This is a genomic window from Marisediminitalea oceani (genome assembly GCF_003731635.1).
GTDB classification, from domain to species: Bacteria; Pseudomonadota; Gammaproteobacteria; order Enterobacterales; family Alteromonadaceae; genus Alteromonas; species Alteromonas oceani.
On record NZ_RCUA01000073.1, the window covers coordinates 6,232 to 28,152 of the forward strand.

At 47.6% G+C, this 21,921-nt stretch carries 16 protein-coding genes and 1 pseudogene; 7 read left to right on the forward strand and 10 right to left on the reverse strand.

Annotated elements, in window-relative coordinates:
* Positions 1–169: 169 nt before the first annotated feature.
* Entirely contained in the window at positions 170–352 is a 183-nt protein-coding gene (locus D9T21_RS18850; RefSeq protein WP_123326760.1) for a hypothetical protein, read from the reverse strand.
* A gap of 266 nt (positions 353–618) precedes the next feature.
* Between D9T21_RS18850 and D9T21_RS18855 the strand changes: the two genes are divergently transcribed.
* The gene (locus D9T21_RS18855; RefSeq protein ID WP_123326817.1) at positions 619–1,401 is read left to right on the forward strand and encodes a peptidylprolyl isomerase; all 783 of its coding nucleotides are present in this window, start codon (positions 619–621) and stop codon (positions 1,399–1,401) included.
* Positions 1,402–1,482: 81 nt separating this feature from the next.
* On the opposite strand, the gene D9T21_RS18860 is transcribed toward D9T21_RS18855, so the two are convergent.
* On the reverse strand, positions 1,483–3,165 hold the full coding sequence (locus D9T21_RS18860; protein ID WP_123326761.1) for a glycoside hydrolase family 13 protein: 1,683 nt from the start codon (positions 3,163–3,165) through the stop codon (positions 1,483–1,485).
* Complete coding sequence (locus D9T21_RS18865) at positions 3,156–4,493, reverse strand: MFS transporter (protein ID WP_105934818.1); 1,338 nt, start codon at positions 4,491–4,493, stop codon at positions 3,156–3,158. Before D9T21_RS18865 ends, D9T21_RS18860 begins: the two co-directional genes overlap by 10 nt.
* A 363-nt stretch (positions 4,494–4,856) precedes the next feature.
* Between D9T21_RS18865 and D9T21_RS18870 the strand changes: the two genes are divergently transcribed.
* On the forward strand, positions 4,857–6,053 hold the full coding sequence (locus tag D9T21_RS18870) for an MFS transporter (RefSeq protein ID WP_123326762.1): 1,197 nt from the start codon (positions 4,857–4,859) through the stop codon (positions 6,051–6,053).
* A gap of 18 nt (positions 6,054–6,071) precedes the next feature.
* On the opposite strand, the gene D9T21_RS18875 is transcribed toward D9T21_RS18870, so the two are convergent.
* The 3 genes from D9T21_RS18875 to luxS all read right to left on the reverse strand — a co-directional run bounded on the left by D9T21_RS18875 (position 6,072) and on the right by luxS (position 9,851).
* A complete protein-coding gene (locus D9T21_RS18875; protein ID WP_123326763.1) occupies positions 6,072–7,958 on the reverse strand; it encodes a DUF3857 domain-containing protein in 1,887 nt (628 codons plus the stop codon).
* Positions 7,948–8,994, reverse strand: coding sequence for a DUF4234 domain-containing protein (locus D9T21_RS18880; protein WP_164464761.1), 1,047 nt, complete (start codon positions 8,992–8,994; stop codon positions 7,948–7,950). Before D9T21_RS18880 ends, D9T21_RS18875 begins: the two co-directional genes overlap by 11 nt.
* Before the next feature lie 350 nt (positions 8,995–9,344).
* Positions 9,345–9,851: an S-ribosylhomocysteine lyase gene (gene luxS, locus D9T21_RS18885; RefSeq protein ID WP_123326765.1), complete on the reverse strand. Its 507-nt coding sequence runs from the start codon at positions 9,849–9,851 to the stop codon at positions 9,345–9,347.
* 165 nt (positions 9,852–10,016) lie between these two features.
* On the opposite strand from luxS, the gene D9T21_RS18890 reads away from it, so the two are divergent.
* A complete protein-coding gene (locus D9T21_RS18890; protein WP_123326766.1) occupies positions 10,017–10,487 on the forward strand; it encodes a CreA family protein in 471 nt (156 codons plus the stop codon).
* Between the two features lie 29 nt (positions 10,488–10,516).
* On the opposite strand, the gene D9T21_RS18895 is transcribed toward D9T21_RS18890, so the two are convergent.
* On the reverse strand, positions 10,517–11,836 hold the full coding sequence (locus D9T21_RS18895; protein WP_123326767.1) for a mechanosensitive ion channel family protein: 1,320 nt from the start codon (positions 11,834–11,836) through the stop codon (positions 10,517–10,519).
* Positions 11,837–12,001: 165 nt separating this feature from the next.
* Complete coding sequence (gene prsT / locus D9T21_RS18900) at positions 12,002–14,773, reverse strand: XrtA/PEP-CTERM system TPR-repeat protein PrsT (RefSeq protein WP_123326768.1); 2,772 nt, start codon at positions 14,771–14,773, stop codon at positions 12,002–12,004.
* 169 nt (positions 14,774–14,942) lie between these two features.
* Here prsT and D9T21_RS18905 point away from each other — a divergent pair, with 169 nt between their 5' ends.
* Entirely contained in the window at positions 14,943–16,148 is a 1,206-nt protein-coding gene (locus tag D9T21_RS18905; RefSeq protein ID WP_123326769.1) for a trypsin-like serine protease, read from the forward strand.
* Between the two features lie 292 nt (positions 16,149–16,440).
* Positions 16,441–16,689 (forward strand): annotated as a pseudogene (locus tag D9T21_RS23300) (DUF2255 family protein); the annotation flags it as partial.
* A gap of 2 nt (positions 16,690–16,691) precedes the next feature.
* On the opposite strand, the gene D9T21_RS18915 reads toward D9T21_RS23300, so the two are convergent.
* Both D9T21_RS18915 and D9T21_RS18920 read right to left on the reverse strand, forming a co-directional pair.
* Positions 16,692–17,840: a hypothetical protein gene (locus tag D9T21_RS18915; protein WP_123326770.1), complete on the reverse strand. Its 1,149-nt coding sequence runs from the start codon at positions 17,838–17,840 to the stop codon at positions 16,692–16,694.
* 3 nt (positions 17,841–17,843) lie between these two features.
* Positions 17,844–19,403: an MBOAT family O-acyltransferase gene (locus tag D9T21_RS18920; RefSeq protein WP_123326771.1), complete on the reverse strand. Its 1,560-nt coding sequence runs from the start codon at positions 19,401–19,403 to the stop codon at positions 17,844–17,846.
* Between the two features lie 181 nt (positions 19,404–19,584).
* On the opposite strand from D9T21_RS18920, the gene D9T21_RS18925 reads away from it, so the two are divergent.
* Together D9T21_RS18925 and D9T21_RS18930 are read left to right on the forward strand one after the other, a co-directional pair.
* Complete coding sequence (locus D9T21_RS18925) at positions 19,585–20,229, forward strand: response regulator transcription factor (protein WP_123326772.1); 645 nt, start codon at positions 19,585–19,587, stop codon at positions 20,227–20,229.
* On the forward strand, positions 20,201–21,877 hold the full coding sequence (locus tag D9T21_RS18930) for an MASE1 domain-containing protein (protein WP_123326773.1): 1,677 nt from the start codon (positions 20,201–20,203) through the stop codon (positions 21,875–21,877). The genes D9T21_RS18925 and D9T21_RS18930 overlap by 29 nt, the downstream gene beginning before the upstream one ends.
* Positions 21,878–21,921 lie beyond the last annotated feature (44 nt).

Consider the following 21,921-nt stretch of genomic DNA (forward strand, 5'->3'; position numbering starts at 1 on the left):
GTCGTTTTCGACTAGCCCTCAGGGATCACTCTGAGAGGGTAAACTTCTATGCGGATTGGTATAAGACTGAAATGGGATTTATTGCAGGCACAGGGGCAGTGTTGAACCCGTCTGAACCTGGTACATCGGGCGGTGTTATCACTATCACTAGTCAAATAGAGGCGATTAACTAGGCGTCGCTTTGTCTTTCAAGCTCTATGGCATACTCCACTAATTCGGCATTGGAGAGATTGGCATCAAAGCTGTCTTTATCCTGAGCGAGAATTTTATCGATGAATTTCTCAACTATCTGTTGATGACCTTCATCCAGCAGGCGGTATTTTGTGAGGAGCCTTGTCTCTGTATCATTCATATCCAAGTTGTTCTTCCTCTTTCGTTGTTATTTACAACCCGCTTGTTGGCTGCCAGCACCTGTAATAGTGACAGGGGCATAAGCAACAAGCACTACTGAGTATAGTAGACAGCTAGGGCAGGAATTGCCAATCCGAGCCGCTCAGCAAAACGGCTTGTTAGCCGCAACGACCACGATTACAAAATGATACAGAGAAAAGGTTTCCGGTCCTTAGGACTTTGCGTACTATTGGCCTGCATTTTAATAACAATGAGCAGATTACCGGCATGATAAAACCAATTCTTGCACTCAGCACTGCTGCCCTGTTCAGCCTGCAGGCTGCGGCGACAGTGGTGGAAATTCGCACCAATATGGGCAACATCAGCGTTAACCTTTTTGACGAAGAAACCCCCGAAACCGTTGAAAACTTTCTTGAGTACGTTAACTCAGGGGCGTATGCCAATAACGTAGTGCATCGTTCTGAGCCAGACTTTGTTATTCAGGCTGGCGGCTTTACCTACAACAACACCCTGCCTCTCGACACTGTCGCTACCGGTGTTGCGGTGGTTAATGAGCCGGAGCTTTCTAATGTTCGTGGCACTATTGCTATGGCCAAACAAGCCGGCGATCCGAACAGCGCTACATCACAATGGTTTATCAATTTATCGGACAACAGCCAGAATCTGGATGTGCAGAATGGCGGCTTTACCGTATTTGGCCAGGTGATTGAAAACGGCATGGATGTCGCAGATGCGATTAGCGAGCTTCCTCGCTTTAATCTGGGCGGGGCAGCCAACTCTATTCCGCTGCAGGATTACACCAACGACGATGCCACCAACGGCCGTGAACCGGACGGTGATAACTTTGTGTTAATTACCGATATTGTGGTAACCGACGCAGCTACGGTGACCAACCCGGACTTAACGCCTGTTCCCAACACCCTGATCGACAATGGCAGCGAACCTACACCACCTTCAGGCGGCGGCTCCTCCGGTGGTGCAATGCATCCGCTGGCGTTGTTGGTTATTGCCGTAACTACCATTGTGTTCCGGCGCAGAACTAAACGCTAAGTCGTTAATAAGCCCTTTTTCCAGGCGAAAACAAAAAAGCCGCTCAGATGAGCGGCTTTTTGGCTTAAGGCAGCAACGTTTTTACGCTATGCGGATCACCACGGCTTGCCAGGGCTCAAGAGTGTAACCTGAGTCATCTGACTGCAGCGATGCATAGTTATTGATCATGACATTATCGCCAATCAGTGCCGGCTCCAATGGGCAATGCTGTTGACTGCCTGAGTAGTTAAGCAATACCAGAATCACTTCATCATCAAGTTTGCGGGTGTAGGCATAAATATGCTCATCATCTGGTAACAGCAATTCATAAGCACCGTATACCAAGGTCAAATTTTCCTTGCGTAAGCGGGTAAGCTGACGGAAGTAATTCAGTGGTGAGTCCGGGTCGTCTTCCTGGGCAGCAACATTGATCTCCGGGTAGTTACCAGTAATCTTCAACCAGGGTTTACCGGTTGTAAAACCAGCGTTGGCCGAATCGTCCCACTGGATAGGCGTTCGGGCATTGTCGCGACCACTTAATTTGTGTGACTCCAGCAACATCTCGGCATCGCCGCCCTCATTTTTAGTGAGGTTATACCAATTAATGGTCATGAGATCGTTGTAGTCATCAATGCTGTCGAATTTGGCGTTAGTCATGCCAATTTCGTCGCCCATGTAATAGTAGGGCGTACCGCGCATGGTAAGCAAAAAGGTACTGAGTAACTTGGATGACTGCACCCGGTGGGCGGGAGAATCATCGCCAAACCAGGTCACCTGACGCGGGAAGTCATGGTTGGTATGCCATTGGGTGCCCCAGCCTTTTTCGTCGAAGGTGGTTGCCCAGGCGCTCATGATCTCTTTGTACTTCACCAGGTTCTGGAAATCAGCGTTAACGATCTTACGTTGATCAACGCCCAGCTCCACATGCTCAAAGTGATAATTCATGTTTAGTTCCTGACGGTCTTCGTCCACCAGGTCATGAATATTATCCAGGTTTGTGCCCGGCCCTTCCGCTACGGTCATAATATCGTAATGCTGCAGCACCTCGCGGTTCATTTCGTGCAGATACTGATGTAAACGTGGGCCCTGGGCATAAACATCGATCATGGCATCGCCGTGCACGCCCTCGAATACCGGGTAGTCATCATGCTTGGAAATAAAGGTAATCACGTCCATCCGGAAACCATCGATGCCCTTTTTAAACCAGAAATGCATCATGTCGAAGATCTCTTCGCGCACTTTCGGGTTTTCCCAGTTTAAGTCTGGCTGGGTTTTATCAAAGTAATGCAAATAGTAAGCGTCGGTAGGCTGATGATAAGCCCACGCGCTGCCTTCTTCGTCGAAGAACGACCAGCGCTCCGGCGGCGTGCCTTTTTCGGCCGGCCACCAGTGGTAATAATCACGATAGGGGTTATCGCGCGATGAACAGGCCAGTTTAAACCATTCATGCTCGCTGCTGGAGTGGTTTACCACCAAATCCATCACCACCTTGATACCACGGGCATGGAAACCGGCCAGCAACTCCTCAAAGTCGGCCATGGTGCCAAACTCATCCATAATGTCCCGATAATCAGAAATATCGTAGCCATTATCGTTGTTGGGCGATTTATAAATCGGGTTTAACCAGACTATGTCCACGCCCAGCGAAGCGATGTAATCAAGGCGCTTAATAATGCCCTGCAGATCGCCCACCCCGTCACCGTTGGAGTCCTGAAAACTGCGGGGATAAATCTGATAAACAACGCCCTCTTTCCACCACTGGCGGTACATCTGTTTTAGTTGCATGATTGCTTCTCCTGATTAGCCAGGTGATCAGGTTTGGTGTTAATACGCAATGCCAAACCGGCACCGACCACAAATAAAATACCGGCCAGAGCCAACGCATTTCGCGGGTCCCCGCCAAGCAAAGAATCGTAGAAATAACCGACAGACAGCATTTCCATAATCTGCGGCAAACAAATCATGGCGTTAAGCAGACCCATATAAACCCCTACTCTGGCGGCAGGTGTTACGTCGGCAGCAATGATAAATGGCACAGTGATAACGGCTGACCAGCCAATCCCTACCAGCGCCATGCAGGCAAAAGTGGTATACAGGTCGGTAGTCAGCTGCATCGACAAGTAACCCACACCACCAATTAGCAAAAACAGCGCATAGGTTTTAGCATCGCCGATTTTGGTGACGACCTTAGCAATAACCAGCGCCATGATAAGCGTAGTCACGTTCATTACTGTAAACGCCATACCTACCTGCGCGGTGCCTTCCACAAAGCCGGGGCTGTCCGGATTAGGGGCATCGTAAACGTGACGGGCAATCGAAAGCGCCAGGTACTGCCACATCATAGGTAAACCAAACCAGGTAACCAGCTTCACCCACCACACAGCGCGCAACGACTTAGGCATATCCACCAGCGCACTCCACAACTCGGTAAACACGTGACCAATGCTTTTGTGCTCACGTTTAGCATGAAATGCTTCCATATCTTCAGGCGGGTATTCTTCGGTTTTAACAAATGACCAGGCCATGGAAATCAGAATAACCACTACGCCAATGGCAAAGGAATATTTCACAATTTCCGGAATTTGCTTACCGTCAGTCTCGGCTGAAACGCCAACAGAAATCATAATTAATGGCATTAGCCCGGCCAGCATCTGGCCGGCGGCAATCATGAAAGACTGCAAGGCGTAACCGGTAGGGCGCTGCTCATGGTTAAGCTTATCGCCCACCAGCGCACGGTAGGGTTCCATGGCGGTATTCATAGCAGCATCAAGGATCCAGAACAGCCCTACTACCATCCATAACTCAGGCACATAAGGCATAAACATCACGGCAATGGAGCCAACCAGCGCACCAATCATAAAAAACGGTTTCCGGCGACCAAAGCGGGTCCAGGTACCATCACTGATGGCCCCGATTAGCGGTTGGATGAGTAACCCTGTTACCGGACCGGCCAGCCACAGAATAGGCAGTTCGTGCTCTGCCGCACCGTGATAGCGGAAAATCGGACTCAGGTTAGCCTGTTGCAAACCAAAGCCGTACTGGATGCCAAAAAAGCCAAAGCACATGTTCCATATCTGCCAAAAGCTTAAGTTCGGTTTTAGTGAATCTTTCATATCAAGATCTCTGTTTGTAGTAAATGTTAGCGTAACAAACATGCTCCTGATTCTCACAAACTCGAAACATAAACATGTAACACGCTGATACTAGTGCAAGGTTTGATGTTGTGCGCGACTTTTAGCAGCCTTTCTGCGCAACATAAAACACACAAAAAATTAACTTCGCAAACTGAATCTTAAACGATTAAGAAGATTACGCAAGTTTTCTCCACACTTTCTTAAAGTTAAGTGTGTAACTCGTTATCCTGCAAACGAAAATATTAAAATTGGGGGGTAAGCATCCAAGCTTGTCGTTTCAAACGTTTGTCATATCAATAAAATAGAATGAGTGTTTATCAAACACAGCGGAATAGCCTTTCGATGAGCTCAGCCATATCCAGACGTTTATTCTACGGGCTGACCGGCACTTTTATTCTCCTTGCTTTGCTCGGTCAGCTTTCAACGGGTATTTATACGCCCTTTTTTGCAGAGCTAGCCCAGTTGCACGGCACAAAAATTTCTCTGATTGAAAAAAGCATAGCTATTTTTCTCATCGCGTTTGCCCTATCACAGTTGTTATCCGGCATCGCCTGCGACTACCTGAGTAAACCTCGTCTGCTGCAGTCAGGATTACTGTTATTTATACTGGGCACACTGCTTGTTGCCTATGCAAATAGTCCACTGCTCTTTCTGACAGGGCGGGTTATTCAGGGGCTTGGCGGCGGAGTTGGTGTGTCGGTAACTCGAGCCTTATCGAAACAGTTATTTAATCCACAACAACTGAATGTATCTCTTTCACTCACCAATATCGCCTTTGCCATTGCCCCGGCTATAGCACCAATGCTGGGGAATTTAACCGGTGAGTGGCTGGGGATCAGGTCGATATTTCTCGCAGTATTGGTTGTTGCGCTACTGGCTTTTGGGTTACTTTTGGCTTTTACCCCAACGCTGCACTTGCGGCGTACTCACGGCTCTTTACATGTAATGCGGGAAACCGTAACCCTGCTAAAAAACTGTCTGAACCCTATTGTATTAATCGGAACTGCCAGTGGATTACTTTATGGCATCGTATTCGGCTTTGTGACTATCAGTCCGTCACTGATTATCAATGTGCACGGTTACAGCAAAGGTGCTTTTTCGTTGTTTTCGCTGCTGGCTACCATGTGCTTTGTGCTGGGTAGCGTGGTAAATATTAAATTATCGGGCGTTTCTGCGCTGCGTAAATTCACCGCGTCCACATGGATGATACTGGGATTGTCTTGTACCACCCTGTTGTGGATTACAATAATGGGCACTAACAGCCTATGGCTCATTATAAGCTTTAGTTACCTCGTTTTCTTTCTGGCCGGGATTGCCATGCCCTGCAGCGTACTCCTGATGCTGGATTTTTCTGCCACCTCGGCGGGACTGCTGGCCGCACTAACAGGCTTTTTCCACCTGACCGGCGCTTCAGTTGGCGCATACCTGGTGGCTACAATACATCAACCACCCGCTTACGCCTTTTTACTGACAACCACGGCCTTAAGTCTTGGTAGTGTGATTACCTGTGCTTTTATCAGAGTTCAGCAATCAGACTAACGCAACTACTTACCGGGCTTAACTATCATGCCCAAAGGTAATCGGTGCCTGCTTATAGAAGACATTTAATAAATCATTGAAGGCTTTTATCTCTTCCACTGCCAGATACCGGGACGGCATCGATAATGTGGTGCTCACATACAGCGTATCCAGCTCATCACCCTCTTCAAACCGGTAAGAGCGGGTTAGCTTTCCATACTGATGTTCCAGGTTCAGATCCGGCGGAAAGCGGTTGAGCGCCCATTCATGAGGTACCTGAATTTTGTACTCAGACTCAACCAAAAAACCGGGATAGTACTGGCCATAAACTTCGTTGTTGAGCCATGATGATGAGAGTTCTCCGCGTAACCACGAGTCATTTTCAGCCAGAGAAATGCCCTGCTGAGGATTAAAATAAGGCTCGTAGGTGGTGTCAGAATGTGTGGTTAAACGGCTCGACATGGTATCAACGCCGGAGATCTCAAACACCGGCTCAGCATCTTCATTCGCTACTTCATGATAAACATCCACCATGTATTCAAGGCGTTTTGGCTGCGAAAGACCAGCCATGTTCTGACGCATTAACGATGCATACTCATTCAGAAAAGTGAGGGTAACGAGCTCTTGCTGGCCCCCCTCTGGCGTAATGGTAATATCCGACTGCGCTTGCAACTGCCAGCGATACCGGGGGCGTGGGATGGTTGTTAACGACGCATCGTTGGATAGGTTTAGTGCTACCCGCCCCTGGATCCAGTCTGACGTGCTCTGCCATTGCGTATATGGATCGGTTGGATCGAGGCAATATTGCTGGCCTGCAAAACTAAAACAAACCACTACGTGATCAAATAAACCGACGGCGGCCGCGCCTGCCATACCCGGCCGCTCTCGCTTGGTTGCCACCAATACCGGCTCAGCATCAATGTTAATGGCGCGGAGCATGGCTATCAGCAAGGCTGATTTGTCTTTACAATCACCAAAGCGGTTGTCGATGGTTTCGTCCACGTTATGGGGCACTATGTCATAGCCAGCTTCAGAACGAGAGACATAGCGAATATCGCGGGCAACAAACTCAAAAATACGCTGGATCAGCGCCTGCTTACCATCAGCACTATCAGCAAACTCATCAACCAGCGGCTGTACGCCCTGATTATTTTCGATAGCGTTGACAAAGCCAGGGCGCACTTGCGCTTTAACCGCCTGCCAGTCCGGCTCTGTAGAAAGGGTGATCTGGCCTAATTGATCGCCCCAGTTCACTACACTGTCAGACTCTGCCGCCACGAGATTAACGGCGTAACAGAACACTCGCGCGGGCTGCTGCTCACAACTTACAAGCTCACTGGTATTATCAAAATACAACCGGGCGCTGTCGTCCCACTGCGCCACAAAACTGTAATTCAGCATATCAGCAGTTTGCTGAGGGTAGGAACGAATACTCCAGAAGGGTCGCTCCGCTGTGAGAGTTTCCTCAATCTTATATGCAATCAGCGTGATGCCTCCCACTTCCACCGCCGGAAAAGACACTATCATCTTTTCTGTTTCCGTGAAGGTATTGTAAGTATCTTCTGCTATGACTTTCTGGTGAGATTCATTGACATAATTCACCTTACCAGCCGGTGAAATACTCGCTGCCGTCAGCACCGTGAGCTGTTCATTTAGCTGATTAAAGTAAATGCTTTCGTAAGCATTGTTCTGCACGGATGCCGTGGTAGGATAAAACCAGATTTTATGACCGTAAACGGTTACTTTGTTGTCCTTCACTTCAACTTTGTAGGTACGCTCCAGGCCGGTTAACGCACTGTGGGCATCGGGTTCCAGTTCACTGGCAAGCTGTTTGGCCCGCGCAATCAATGCATCCCCCTGCAGAAATTCAGCCGATACCGGCAGCGTTAATAACAAACTGAGTAATAGGAATAGCTTACTTCTCATCTGCGATCAGCCCTTTTACATCCCTTATAAATTGTGGCTTGTATTGCGTATATTTACGCGGAGCCACCCACATGTATCCCACCAGCTCGACCAGGCCCTTCTCCCGTTCTATAAGGTGTGAGATATACAGCTGCTTATCACCAGCCTCGGTATTTTCGCAGCTTACTACCGAACGCAGCAGCTCGGTGCCCTCTTGCAGTGAACGTGAAGCCGTACATTGTGCACCGGGCAGCACTTCAAGGTAAGTTGCATAGCGATTTTGCGCGACTTCCCTAAAGTCGTCATGTTCGGTGTAGGTAAATACGGCGTACCACATATTGTTTAATGAGGCAGGCCCTCGTAATTCGTATTCAGCCGTGCCATCGGTAACCGTACCAATCGGTACATTTTCCCAGCCTTCCTGATTCACCGTAAAGCGCACGCCAGCCTCAGGCACCACAATTTCGCTTCCCGGCTCAATACGGGTAGTCTCTACATTTACCAGCTTCAATTGCCCAAGCGCCCAGAACAGCCCGGCCCAAAGGGCTAAGAACAGCAAGCCTACTCCCCACTCGAGAGCGTTGAATCCGGCAAACCGGTGCATCATTGGTTCGCTCTCAAATGCTTGCCTGATGCGATTTAAACGATGATGTAGTAGCAAAAATAAAATAAACGCCACAGCCCATAAGACAAATTGCAGCGTCTGACTGTCAATGAGTTCGGCAACAACATAAGCACCAATATAAGCACCGCTGAACAGGCCGTTCCAGACTATGTTCTGCATTTTGCTCCAGCCCGGCAGTTGCCGCTGGGCTTCAATATCACTAAACGTTTTAAGCAGGATGTGCGAGGCGAAAGGTAACGGCAAACAAACCACCGGCGCAAAAAACCACAGGATCGGCGTAAACGGGCGACCGGTTATGCGCTTACAATCGCGGGCGGCCAGGGCAAACCATACAAACAGGTAACACCCCATGGTGACGATGGTCAGCAGACCTTCCAGACATACGGCACGATAGGGAGCTACCTTATGATAGGTACGGGGGGAGTCTGTCACATCCATGTCCTCTACTGCATGGGTAGTCCTCTACCCGATAAAAAAGGCGGCGCTATTTTTCGCCATGGTTAGTATTCTTTGTACAGCAATACATTAAACATCGCAGTTCAACCGCACAAAGCTGATTTTATTAAAGAAATAATAAAAAAGTTGCAGCCGAACGATTGCTTTAGTTTAGCAATCAGTTTACTCAAGGAGTAAGAGACCCGCAATCAAAAGCTGTAGAAGAGGTATAGGCAGAACAAAGAAAATGTTAAGTGGATGTCTGGATAGAAGGGTGTTAAAGGTTAATCTACAGGGAGCTAAGATCTTCTGCTGTCGGCAATGAAAGCAGAAGATCCAGGCACATATTACTGCTCTAAAAACTCATCGCTTAAGTAAAGTTCGTCGTTGCTGTTGATACCTACTTTGCGGTTGAGTACCGTTTGGGCAATTTCCTGCGCTTCTTTCAGAGAGTGCATCTTGTACGTGCCGCACTGGTACTCGTTCAGTTCCGGAATATCAGATTCGGCTTGTACATTCAGTACATCATTCATGGCCGCCAGCCAGGCTTTAGCTACGCGCTCTTCGTCTGGTGTACCAATCAGGCTCATGTAAAAACCAGTACGGCAACCCATTGGAGAAATGTCGATGATTTCAACGTCATCCGCATTCAGATGCTCACGCATGAAGCCAGCAAAAAGGTGCTCAAGGGTATGAATGCCTTTTTCAGACAACGCTTCCTGATTTGGTACCGTAAAGCGCAGATCATAAACGGTGATGGGATCGCCCTTTGGCGTCGTCATTTTTTTCGCAATGCGAACAGCCGGGGCTTGCATGCGGGTGTGATCAACACGGAAGCTGTCGAGTAATGGCATGATTAAATTCCTTGATTGATATCGGTAATGCGACCTTTGGTACGCACACAACCGTAAATAAGTTTAACGTCGGTCATTGTACATCAACTATCAGGGATAAACATACCGAAGCATCGCCGATGGGTGTACCCTGTAACCAAACCGGCAACTGTTAAAAGGAATGTTATGAAAAAGCTGATGATCGCACTAACGGGCGTTTTACTGCTAACCGCCTGCGACCGCAATGAAGTAGGCGATGTCTCATTAGGGCTGTTTACCACCAAGGACATTAAAATAGACATGTTCACCGACCCGTTGATCCCGGGGGTAACCTGCCATGTGGCCAGCATTGAGGCTGACCTGAGCCTTGCCGATCCCTCTGATAGCTCGATTGCCTGCCGCCAGACTGGCGAAATTACTGCTGCCATGATAGCGGCTATCGATAAATCCAAATCAGGTGACGTGGTGTTCAAAAAATCGAAAAGCGTACTGTTTAAAAATATGAAAATTCGCCGCATTTTCGATGCGCAAAACCAAACGCTGATGTACCTGGCCTATTCCACTAAGGAAACCTCGGGTAGTTTTAAGCACAGCTTATCGACCGTACCATTGTGGGGTACAGACGCCTATCAGACTGCGCCTGCTCCAACCAACTAAAACTAAGGGGACAAAAGCCCCCTTTATAATCACGGCGTAGTATTTTTAAGTGAAATGGCGTCTTCGTTAATGACCCGTACTTCGCGTTGCGGGAATGGGATCTCGATATCGTGTGCCCGCAATGTTTCAAAGACAATCAGCAGCAGGTCGCCGCCGACCCGGTTTTTACCGTCATCCACGCCTTCCATCCAGAACTCCACAAACATATTAACGCCGGAGTCGCCAAAACTGTCAATTTCACAATCAGGGCGTTCTTCAAAGGGAATATCCGGGCCGCTTATTACCTGAGGGTGTTCGCTTACAGCCTCTTTGATAATTTCGACCATGGCGCGAATGTCGGTTTTATAAGCTACCGAAAAATCGATACGGTATCGCTGTTTAGGATCTTTATGCGTCCAGTTAATTAATAACGAACTGATAAACTTCTCGTTAGGAACGAGGATATCTTTACCGTCATAGGTTTCAAGCACCGCATAGCGCATTTTAAATTCGCGCACAAACCCCTTGCTACCATCATCAAGCTCAACAAAATCACCAACGGTAAGGGAACGGTCCAGCAGAATAATAATGCCCGATATAAAGTTGGAGGCGATGGATTGCAAGCCCAGGCCAAGCCCTACCCCCAGAGCTCCACCAAACACGGCAAGAGCGGTTAGGTTGATGCCCATAATATTCAGCAATAACAGGAAAATAACGCAGAACAGCACCACCTCGAAAAGCTTGGAAAACACCTCTTTGGTGGTCACATCGAGCTTTTCGTGATTACGAATAATGTCTTTACCCATCACGCTGGATGCACGGCCAAGCCAGAACAATAACACCCCGAAAATAGTGACTCTGGCGACGCCGTAGGCTGACACGCTGACGTTACCCACATTTATCGAGATTGACTCCAAGGCTGCAATAACAGCAGGCAGCACATCAATCATGTGCAGAAAGACAATGGGTAAACCTACCCAGCGCAGAAAGTTCGCTATGCCCCGACTTTCAACAAACGCCCGAATGAATGAGTTGAGGAAAATCATAATCGCCACAACTACCGCGACTTCCAGCAGCCAGGCATCTAACTGATACTGTTTTCCCAGAATGGAGGTAAGCTTGAGCAGGGTAATAGTGAAAATGGGGAACAGCGTACCACCCAGACGGTACATTTTGAGTCGGATTATGTGTGTACCGTCAGCCGGTGCTTCCCTCGTCCAGCTAAATTGCCGACGCAAGCTTGAGGATATCAGCCAGGCAACACCATAAATCGAGACTATGACAATAACCTGGTACAAGAACGTTGGACTAAGAACGGCGTCCTGAGCAACCAAAAAGGCTTTCTTCAGCTCAGCGATAAAGGCTTCCATAATTTACCCTGCAGAGGATGTGCTTCGGGCAAGTTTTATCGTTAATCACTCTGCGGGTAAAGAAATATATTTAGAATTTGTATAAATAACTCTCTATGTGCGTACTTGTGGTATTGGCTAGTAAACTAACCGATACCACAAGCTGCCTGTTTAGATAAATTCACCTCAGCGAGGTTTTACATTCTTTAATTCATATTGTTGAATCAGGCTGTTCAGGCGCACAAACGAAGCAGGCTGCGAAAAGCGCATACGCTCAAGTTTACGCTGAGCTATCGCTTTACTGCCTTGTTTTAACAGCGTCTCAACGTAATTCAGGCGGATGTGTTCGGCAACGCCGGGCTGCTCAATGATTGTCTCATAAAGTACGATGGCTTCATCTGCCTCACCCTGTTTGGTTAAAATTTCGGCATAAGTATCAACAACCCCGTCGTTGGTGGGCACAAATTGGTAGGCTTGCTCAATCAACGCTCTCGCTTCGTCAAGTTCGGCCTGATTCATTTTAAGATACGCGAGATTATTCAATGCTACGTAATTGTAAGGGTCTGCTGCTATAGCTTCTTTATAGCTCGCTACTGCCTTATCCGGGGCTAATAGCATCTGATACTCTGCCATCAGCATTAGCGAGCGGATGTCTTTTTCATGCGTAGCGTTGTGTTCCTGTAGCAACGCTAACGCCTCGCTACGCTGATCCTGTGCCGCGTATATTCGGGTGATTAATGCGAGGTTATCAAAGCTTCGGTTCGCCTTATAGGCTACCAACGCATCATCGAGGGCTTCTGCAGGGCGTCTTTCCAGCAAACTGATGTGGGCGCTTATCCCCCGTACTTCTGGTTCATCGTAAAGTCGTTCGTCAATTTTACTCCAGGCCGCTTTGGCGTCCTCAAGATTACCCAGTCTGGCATTAAACAACGCCTGAAGGATGCGAATTTCCTGATTATCTTCCAATTGTAAAAAGCGGTTAGCTTCGGCCAGTGCCGCCGGATAATTGCCACGGATATTATTCACTGCAATGACACCTATAGCCGCTTTTTCCTGATTTGGAAAAAATTCGGACCATTGCCGGAAGTGTTCCTCTGCTGCGGAGACCTGATTGGTTTGTACCAATACATTACCTTTTAATTGCCACAGCGTTTGAGGGCTGTCAGCAGAGGGTGAAATATCCTTTATAAGCTTAAGGGCCTGCTCCTTTTGATCGAACTCAAGGGCCTTTTGGGCAGCCAGCATTCTTAGTGGCGGATTAGTCAGGCCCGACTCAAGAGAATTAATGAGTGCGGATAGATCCTGTTGGGCCTGATCTTTGTCCTGCGTGAGTAGAAATTGCCACGCTTTAAAAGCATTTGGGCTATCAGTCACAATTTTTCGTGCCGTGGCCAATGCGTTTTCCTGTTGCCCTTGTTTTTCGAGCAATCGCATCTTTAAAACCTTTGCTGGCACTGCGTTTGGCTGCTCACTAAGCGCCTCATCAATGGGCACCTTTGCACCCGTCAAATCACCTTCCGCCAGCGCAACCTCAGCGTCAATTATGAAGCTGCTGAAAGCCGTGTCCTGATTATTTTTTAACTCTTTGGCAATGGCTTTTGCTTCGTCATACTTACCATGTTTGATAAGCGCCATAGCAATCATCTGTTTAGCTTGTACCGGAACTTCCTGATCTTCCACAAGCTCGTCCACGCCAATTAAACCGTCGATATCATCTACCGATAAGCGCAACAAATTCAGTTGCACAATTTGCTCAGCGCTTTGCGACAAACTTTCCATTTGCTCAATCATTTCAATGGCTGCCGCCTCATCATCCGCTTTTAACATTTCAAGTGCCGCTTTGGATAACAAAGGAACATCCGTTGATTTAAAGTTATCGAGGCGTTCAATTACCGATTTTACCTGAGCACTGGTGCTCGAATTTACCTGACTTGCCGCCAGTAAACGCAACACACTGTGGTCGTCGGGCAGCAAGCTGGCAACCGTTGATAAATGCTCCACGGATTTATCGTAATTTTCGGTTTTGTACGCGGCAAAGCCGGCCACCACTCTTAACGTTGGGTCCAGTCGCCCGGTATTAATGGCGATCTCGGCATACTTCAGAGCCGACTCGTAATCATTATCGACAGCTCGCGCTATACTTTTCAGCTGATTCAGATACGGGCTCTTACTGTTGACCGCCAATAACTCATCCACGAGAGGTTCCGCCTGTTTAGCATCCCGTTGTTGAATCAGCAAACTGGCCAGAATAAATTTCACCCGTATATCAGTCGGCTCAACGCGAAGGTAATCTTTAAACGAATCAACAGCTTTAGCCCCCTGACCGGTAGACGTATACAGTCGCCCCAGTATTAACAGGGCATCACTATTAAGTGGCGAGCGATCTCTGGCTTTTTCAGCCTTACTCACCGCCTCCTCATATTTTTCGGCTGCCAGTAATGGAATAAGCTGAATGAGATCGTGGTAAACGCTGTTTACATTTAGCGCTGTGAAATTTTCTGACAGCAGCACGGCCTGCTTATTTTCTCCGATTGTCAGCAGTGATAAAGCTTTGCGGTAACCCACAGTCACTTTATCAACATTCGATAAACCACTGCTCTCCAGGGGTAATTCTGTCATCGCCACATCAGCGCGGGTTTGCTGAAATGCCTTAGATAAAAGGGGCAATACATCGGCCGGTTTATAGCCATAATCCAGTGCCCGGGAAAGCTCTTTTTCCGCCGACTCGTAATCCTTTTCCTGCAAATAAATTTTGCCCAGTTCAAATCGTGGCTGTGCTGCTTGTGGATCCAGTTGAATGGCATTCTTGAGCGCAATAATAGCGGCTTTATTATCGCCTTGTTCTAAATGCTGTTTTGCTTCACTAATATGCTCATCAGTGGTTTTCTGGCCGCAGCCAGAAACGAGTAGCAGTAGCGCAGAAATTGCAGCAATTCGGGTGACTGTAGACTTTTTCATATCGTTAGAATAGTTACCGAGTGTTTTTATTATATCCAGTTTTCAGCATACCACCTTAATGTCAGTTTTTTTAACAGAATTGTTTTACCGAATGATATATGCAGTTTTAAATATACACATAATCTTTTAATTTCAACAACTTAAAAAAAACTTAACGAAGGATCGATATTTGCATAACAAAATCTCGAAAAAAACCATGTGGAAAAGCAAAATGAAAATAAAAAACAAAGTGTTACAAACAGGGACTCTACTTTGTAGTCTTCTGGCGGCAGGTCTGGTTAATGCATCACCAGTAACGATGGAAGGTCAGGCTGTAAAGCCTATGATCGGTGCTGGCACTTCCAGTGATTACGGTTCTGGTGGAGCTCCGTTTGTACAGGCGGGCGAGTTTACCGGCGTAGTGAGCATTGAAATCGTCCGCGACGGTGGCGTTTACATTTGTACCGGTAGTGCCATCTCTTCTCGACACATTATTACTGCAGCGCACTGTATTGAACGTAATGACGGTTCAATTATGGATTTGTCTGCAGGCACAGTGAGTGCGGTCTTCTCTGACGGCGGTAATTTTGTTGATTATATTCCTAGCTCAAGCGTAGTCGCCCACCCTGATTATCTGGGTTTTGCTGTTTGTTCAGCATCCGATGGCGCTGGTTTCTCTGGAGTCTGCCTTAACGATGACATCGCTATTTTAACGCTTGAAGAAGATATCCCTGCTGGTGTTGAAATTTATGACTTTTACACTGGTGATGTCGACAGTGGCGATATATTCACGATGGTAGGTTATGGTACCACTGGTAACGGCTATGATGGCTACACTGGTAGTCCAGACTGGACTAATAAGCGTTACGGATTCAATATCCCTGAGATTTTCGACTGTGACGACGCCAGTATTGCTCCGGACCGTTCAGGTGGTTACGCTTCTTCTGCTGCTTGCCCTGCTGTATTTGGCTCAGAAGCTGAAGTTTGGTACGCAGACTTCGATGGTTATTTCACGGGTGAAATTAATGGCACCATGTACACAGATGTTTTGGTGGATCGTTTCTGTGCATTATACGGAATTGGCTGCGGTGCTTTCTTCGACTCAGATACTACTACTGGTTTATTTGAAGCAACTATAGGTGGTGGTGACTCCGGCGGCCCTTCATTCATATACGACTCAACGAATGACAAATTTTTGTTGGCCGCGAATAATACTTTTGGAGCTAACACTTCTCCTATCGCGGATGGCGCCTTTGGCGACCGGTTTGGTGGTAACCTGTACGCGCCTTATCTTGATTGGATTAACAGCATCACAAACGCAAATGCGCCTGCTACGCTGGCAATTTTGTTAAGTGGTCTGGGTATCATGGTTGTACGCCGCAGAAAAGCAAAATAATATTTCAGATAAAATTAATAGAGGGAGTTCAGTAACAACTGAACTCCCTTTTTATTTACCTCAACAAAACGCCCGTTTTTGCAGTTTGCCTTATCGGCGCCTCATACTGTCGCCACCGCCATTGATTGAAATAAACGTGACAACAGGTATTAGTATTGGCTAACAAGGATCCACTATGTGGAACAAGCAAACTCTGCACAGTATTGTCGAAACCGACGATCTGAAAGTCGCACCACAACGACAAAACGGCGAATGCGGCACGCCAACATGGATTTAGTGTGTACAGGTAAACGGGCAACTCTATGTTCGTGCATACAGCGGAGTATGCTCCAGTTGGTATCAATCTGCCGTCCAACAACAAAAAGGCCGGATTCAGGCTGCCGGTAATACTTTCGAAGTGCATTTTGAAGCAGTGGAAAGCACTATCAATGACGCCATCGACCAGGCAAACAGGAAAAAATATGCCAACAGTCGCTACTTGTCCTCAATGATCAGCGAGCGAGCCCGTGCTGCCACGGTTTGCATATCGCCTATTGCCTGATGTTAGTCAGGCTGAGCTAAGCCGTCGATACTCCGCACAATGGCTCTTTCAATGGTGTGCTGTTGTAATCTGATTGGCCAGTCCGCTGTTTTAGAGGAAGAGTTTTCATGCAGCAGTACTTTCAGCACCTCATCGCCTAATTTGGGCCGGTAATGAGCCGGCTCCCAGTACCAGGTCATTAATTGCCTGTCCTGCTCATAATTGAGTGGCTCCAAGGTTTGCTCGCCGGGCAGGCTGAAATCATAGACAGCATATTCCGGGTAACGCTCTCCTATGCCGGCTAAATCCCGCTTCCATTGTAAATAGCTTCCCCAGTGGCCGCTCTTGTAAATAACCTGCCAGTAAGACTGATGGTAAGGGTTTATAAAGAAGTGTAGTTCAACCTTTGGGTGCGCTTTCTTCATTTCCTCCAGAAAACTGGTTAGTAAGGCAATAGAATAAACCTCCCCGCCGGCCTGATAAGTCAGATGTTTGCGGCCAAAGCGCATAAACAATCCACCGAACTGATGCCTGAAGAAGCGTTTTTTACCTTCGGCCTTAATCGCATCGAGATAATAACCACCAGTATTACTGCCCAGACGGGTGATGTTGTTATATGTACCTCCTTGCTGGGCAATGGTCCTCACCGAATCGAACAGTGTATCGAGTGAAAACACCGCGGGATAGATACGCATGAATCTTTCGACAGCATCCTCCGGGCGCTGAGTAATTGTGTCGAGTAATTCCTCCTGAGACCACAGCCCGGGACTTTGCGAGTAATTATGCAGGAAATACCGGTAATCCAGGGCAATAATCAGTGTTGTCAGGTTGGGATTATAGCGAGCCTGACTCAAGGCATGACGCAGCGTTTCCGCCAGACCAGCGCCGGGGAGCGAGAGGTTATAGGCGTGACGCCCTTTGAGCACCTTAGATTCAGCAGCAATGCCAAGCTGAACCCTTGAATTACCTATTAATACAGTATCAGGCTGCAGGGCCAGTGCGCGGTAGGGAGTGACTTCTCTTACTCTTTCATCGGCCCGGGTCTTCTGCTGATTGAATCCTTTCAGCGCCGGGCTCCAATAAAAGCCGTAGGGATCCACGAGAAAGTTGAATCCGCCGACCAGTGCGAAGACAAGAACGATAAGTAGTGCTAATCGCGTTAGATAATTCATAGGCTAAAACTGAAAATACAGAAATTCACTCACCTGTGACAAAGTGAGTACCCCAGCCACAAACAATATCGCTGAAATAAGCGCCCAGCGCGTATTTGCTTTCCAGCCAATCCCACTGACCAGCTTAAACCCGGGCCAAAAAGTATCGCGTCGGTCATAAGATAACTTGCTCAACGAGCCAGCCACCCGACTAAAAATATCCTGAGTATTCGGCATCATCAGCACCACTATTAATAGACAGAAATTCCACACCCACACTTCAACAAAAGCGCTGCTTCCGGCGGAAGACTCGGTTATCCCGATCTGCGATAAAATCCCTGTTACGGATTCGCCTAAGCGGGTCCAGACCCCTTGGGGAATAGATACGCCGTAACCGCCAAACATTCCCTTTAACATAGTCATAGCGCCGTCAAAAGTAACCGCACGGAAAAAGACCCACCCAACGACCACACCCACAAAAGTTACGGCCCAACCTAGCATACGGGCCAAGCCATTCTGCAACGCATGCAACGCGGGACACAGGTAACGCCAGGCATGAAAAATAATCAGATAAGAACCATGCAGAGCCCCCCAGATTAAAAAGTTCCAACCCGCACCATGCCAGATCCCGCCAATGACCATAGTTAGAAACAAATTGCGGTATCGATTGAAATTACCGGCCCGGTTTCCTCCCAGGGCAATGTACAAATAGTCACGAAGAAAACGGGATAACGTCATATGCCAACGGCGCCAGAACTCAGAAATATTGACGGACTTATAAGGCGAATAGAAATTTAATGGCAAAATGATGCCAAACATTCTGGCCAATCCGATGGCCATATCGGAATACCCGGAAAAATCAAAATAGAGCTGGAAGGTATAGGCCAGGGCGCCGGCCCAGGCGGCAAAAAAGTCCAGTGTTACGCCATTATCCACATTAATAAAAGCAACGTTGGCATAGCCTGCTACACCATCGGCAAGTACCGCCTTCTTAAATAACCCCAGCGCAAATATCGACAATCCCAGTCCCAGATTTCTGGCTGTGATAGAGGCATGGCCATTGGCAAATTGAGGCAACATTTCTTTATGGTGGACTATGGGGCCCGCTATCAGTTGCGGAAAAAACGTCACAAACAACGCATAGTCCAACGGATGTTTTTCTACAGTTTCGCCACGATAAGAGTCCACCAGATAAGCAATTTGCTGGAAGGTAAAAAACGATATGGCCAGAGGCAATACCACACCGGGAAGCGGTAAAGGAGTGTCCAACAATAAGTTAACGTTCTCCAGAACAAAATCGGTGTATTTAAAGTAACCCAGCGACAATAAGTTCAGGAAAACGCCGAGATACAAGGTTACTTTTTCGCGGCTTTTACTGAGGCGTTTACCTAACTGGTAGTTGAGTACCATGGAGACCAGAATGATCGCCAGGTAAGCCGGATTCCACCAGCCATAGAAAAATAATGAGGCCAGCACCAGCACACAAACAACGGCTTGAAATGAAGCATACCGTCCAAACAACCACACCAGTAAAATGGTCAGCGGCAAAAACGCAAAGATAAATTCGTAGGAGTTAAACAGCATGCAATATCGCTTTTAGTTCTGTTTTTATAGGGTTACTGTTTGGTTAAGACATTACCCCAACTGGAAAAAGAGTTGAAGCCTTAATTGCATACTTTGCGTACACCGCCCCTTCTAAGCCATTGGCTTATTTGAGGTAATCCCAAGTCGCGTTACACTGGTGCGGTGAAAAAAGGACTTGCTGATGCATATTATAATTATTGATGATCACGAATTAGTCAGGGACGGCATTAAAAACCTGGTTGAGCAGGAATTTGGCTGGCATGTTTTGTTTGATGTTGCAGCGATAGAAGAGCTGCCGAATGCAGATGTTCTGGCAGATGTGGACGTAGCAATCATTGATATTTCACTGCAGGAAGCCTCCGGTTTTGACGTGCTGAATACCATTAAAACCAACTACCCTGATGTTCGCTGCCTGATGGTAAGCATGTATGAACACGTCGGCTATATTTCTAAAGCGCTGGAACTTGGTGCCGACGGCTACGTCACTAAAACTGCGGCAACCAAAGAGCTGATGTGCGCGTTGGATGTACTGGAAAACGGCGATAATTATCTCAGCACCGATTTAAGTAACAAGCTTGCTTTTGGCCACAACAACGCCTTTTCGGAACTCACTGAACGGGAAAGAGAAGTGTTTTTATTGCTAGCCAGGGGGTTGCAACCTAAACGAATTTCCAGTCAGCTTAATACTATGCCAAAAACCATCATGGTGCACCGGACAAACATTTATCATAAGCTGGGAGTAACATCACAGTTCGAACTACTGCGGATCGCGCTGAATGAAGGTATTCTGAGCCTGGATGATTTTATTCATGCACCCGGCGCATAAACTTTTCACCAGGACCTTTGTGGTACCAGCGCCATTGTCCAGGATGTCGTCTTTTACTTCATCCTTACAAAGCCTGTTCAGCTGTCGCTATTTGTTGATGGGACTGGTCTATACCTGTGTATTTCAAGCCTTCTGGCTGGTGAGCAGCGAATTTGAAACCGTAACCGCAACCGTCAGTTGGTATCTTCCCGCCGGCATCAGGCTTGCCGCCTTTTTAGTTTGCCCTTACCGGGCCTGGCCGGCATTGGTTATCGCAGAAAAGCTTGTTTTCTTTGCTTTGTTTTCACCCGGTGCGGCGCTTGACGAAAGTGCTTTTATGAGCGGTAGCTATGGCTGGCTGATTGTACATTTAGTGCTGTCGCCAGCCGCTGTAATGGTATGCGTATGGCTGTTCAGAAAGTATAACCGCCGGCCTTTTTTCGATAACGTCAATTCAGTGATGAGCTTCTTGCTCTCAGGGGTTACCTTAAGTGCTCTGCTGGGGCTGATTTTTCTGGGCCGGCGAGCAATAGAGAACAGCGAATTCAGGGACATATTCTGGCCTGTCTGGTTTGACTTTATCCTCGGAGATTTTGTTGGCATCCTGGTCCTGACGCCCATTATAATTATCCTGCTCCAGAGTAAACTAACCACTATACGAAGCAAACCACTTTTGCTATTAACGCTGTTGTGGGTAACTACCCTATTTTCAGTAATTCTGTCATTTCGCTCCGGTTTGGATTTTACCTATCAGCTAAAATACATCGCCATATTACCGGCCTTGTATCTCTCCTACCGCTTTGGCCTGCATGGCGGCGCGCTGGCCACACTGCTGATAGGATTAACCGCTTTCGTTGCTTCCTTAAATTCAGGTGAGTCCCCCCTGGAGCATCAGTTTTACATTGTTGCCATGTCTATTACCGTATTAATCTTGGGAGCTGCTGTAGAACAGTCGCAACAGATGACAGACCAATTACTGGCAGCCAACAAGGAAATGGAAGAGAAAAACCGACTGCTACAGGAAGCTATTAATGATATCCAGGCGCTGTCTAATCAATTGGTTGCCACCCAGGAGGCTGAACGCAAACGGCTGTCGCGGGATCTGCACGATGACTTTGGCCATCGAATCGTGGATTTACAACTTCAGCTTGGCCTGGTCGCATCTCGCATGCCAGCACAAAATAATTCTCTTAGTACCATCTCCTGCAAGCTTGATGAACTGTATAGCGCCATGAAACAGAGTATCGGCAGATTGCGTCCAGCCGGTATCGACACCCTGCCTTTGGAACACGTGCTGCGCAATAGCGACACCCTTAAATCAATGCAGCGGTCAGGTATTCACTGTCAGTTACATAGTCAGGGAACGTCACCATCGCTAAGCGATGAAGTGCGTATTAATATTTACCGAATTATTCAGGAGGCCCTCTCCAACATCGCTAAACATGCCGGTGCCACAGCGGTTGAAATCGATATTACTTATGCTGAAGAAGCTATTCACATTGAGGTTACCGACAACGGCATTGGCCTTACACAAACCCAACCAAAACCTTCATCACTTGGGCTTATTTCCATGCGGGAAAGAGCTCGATTTATCGGCGCTCAGCTCACCATCGATTCAGGCCAACAGCAAGGCACGCGAGTCATAATCGACCTTCCTTTAACGGTGTAGCCTAAGCAACCGGCTTAGTCTTGCTAAGAGTAATACCAATAGCG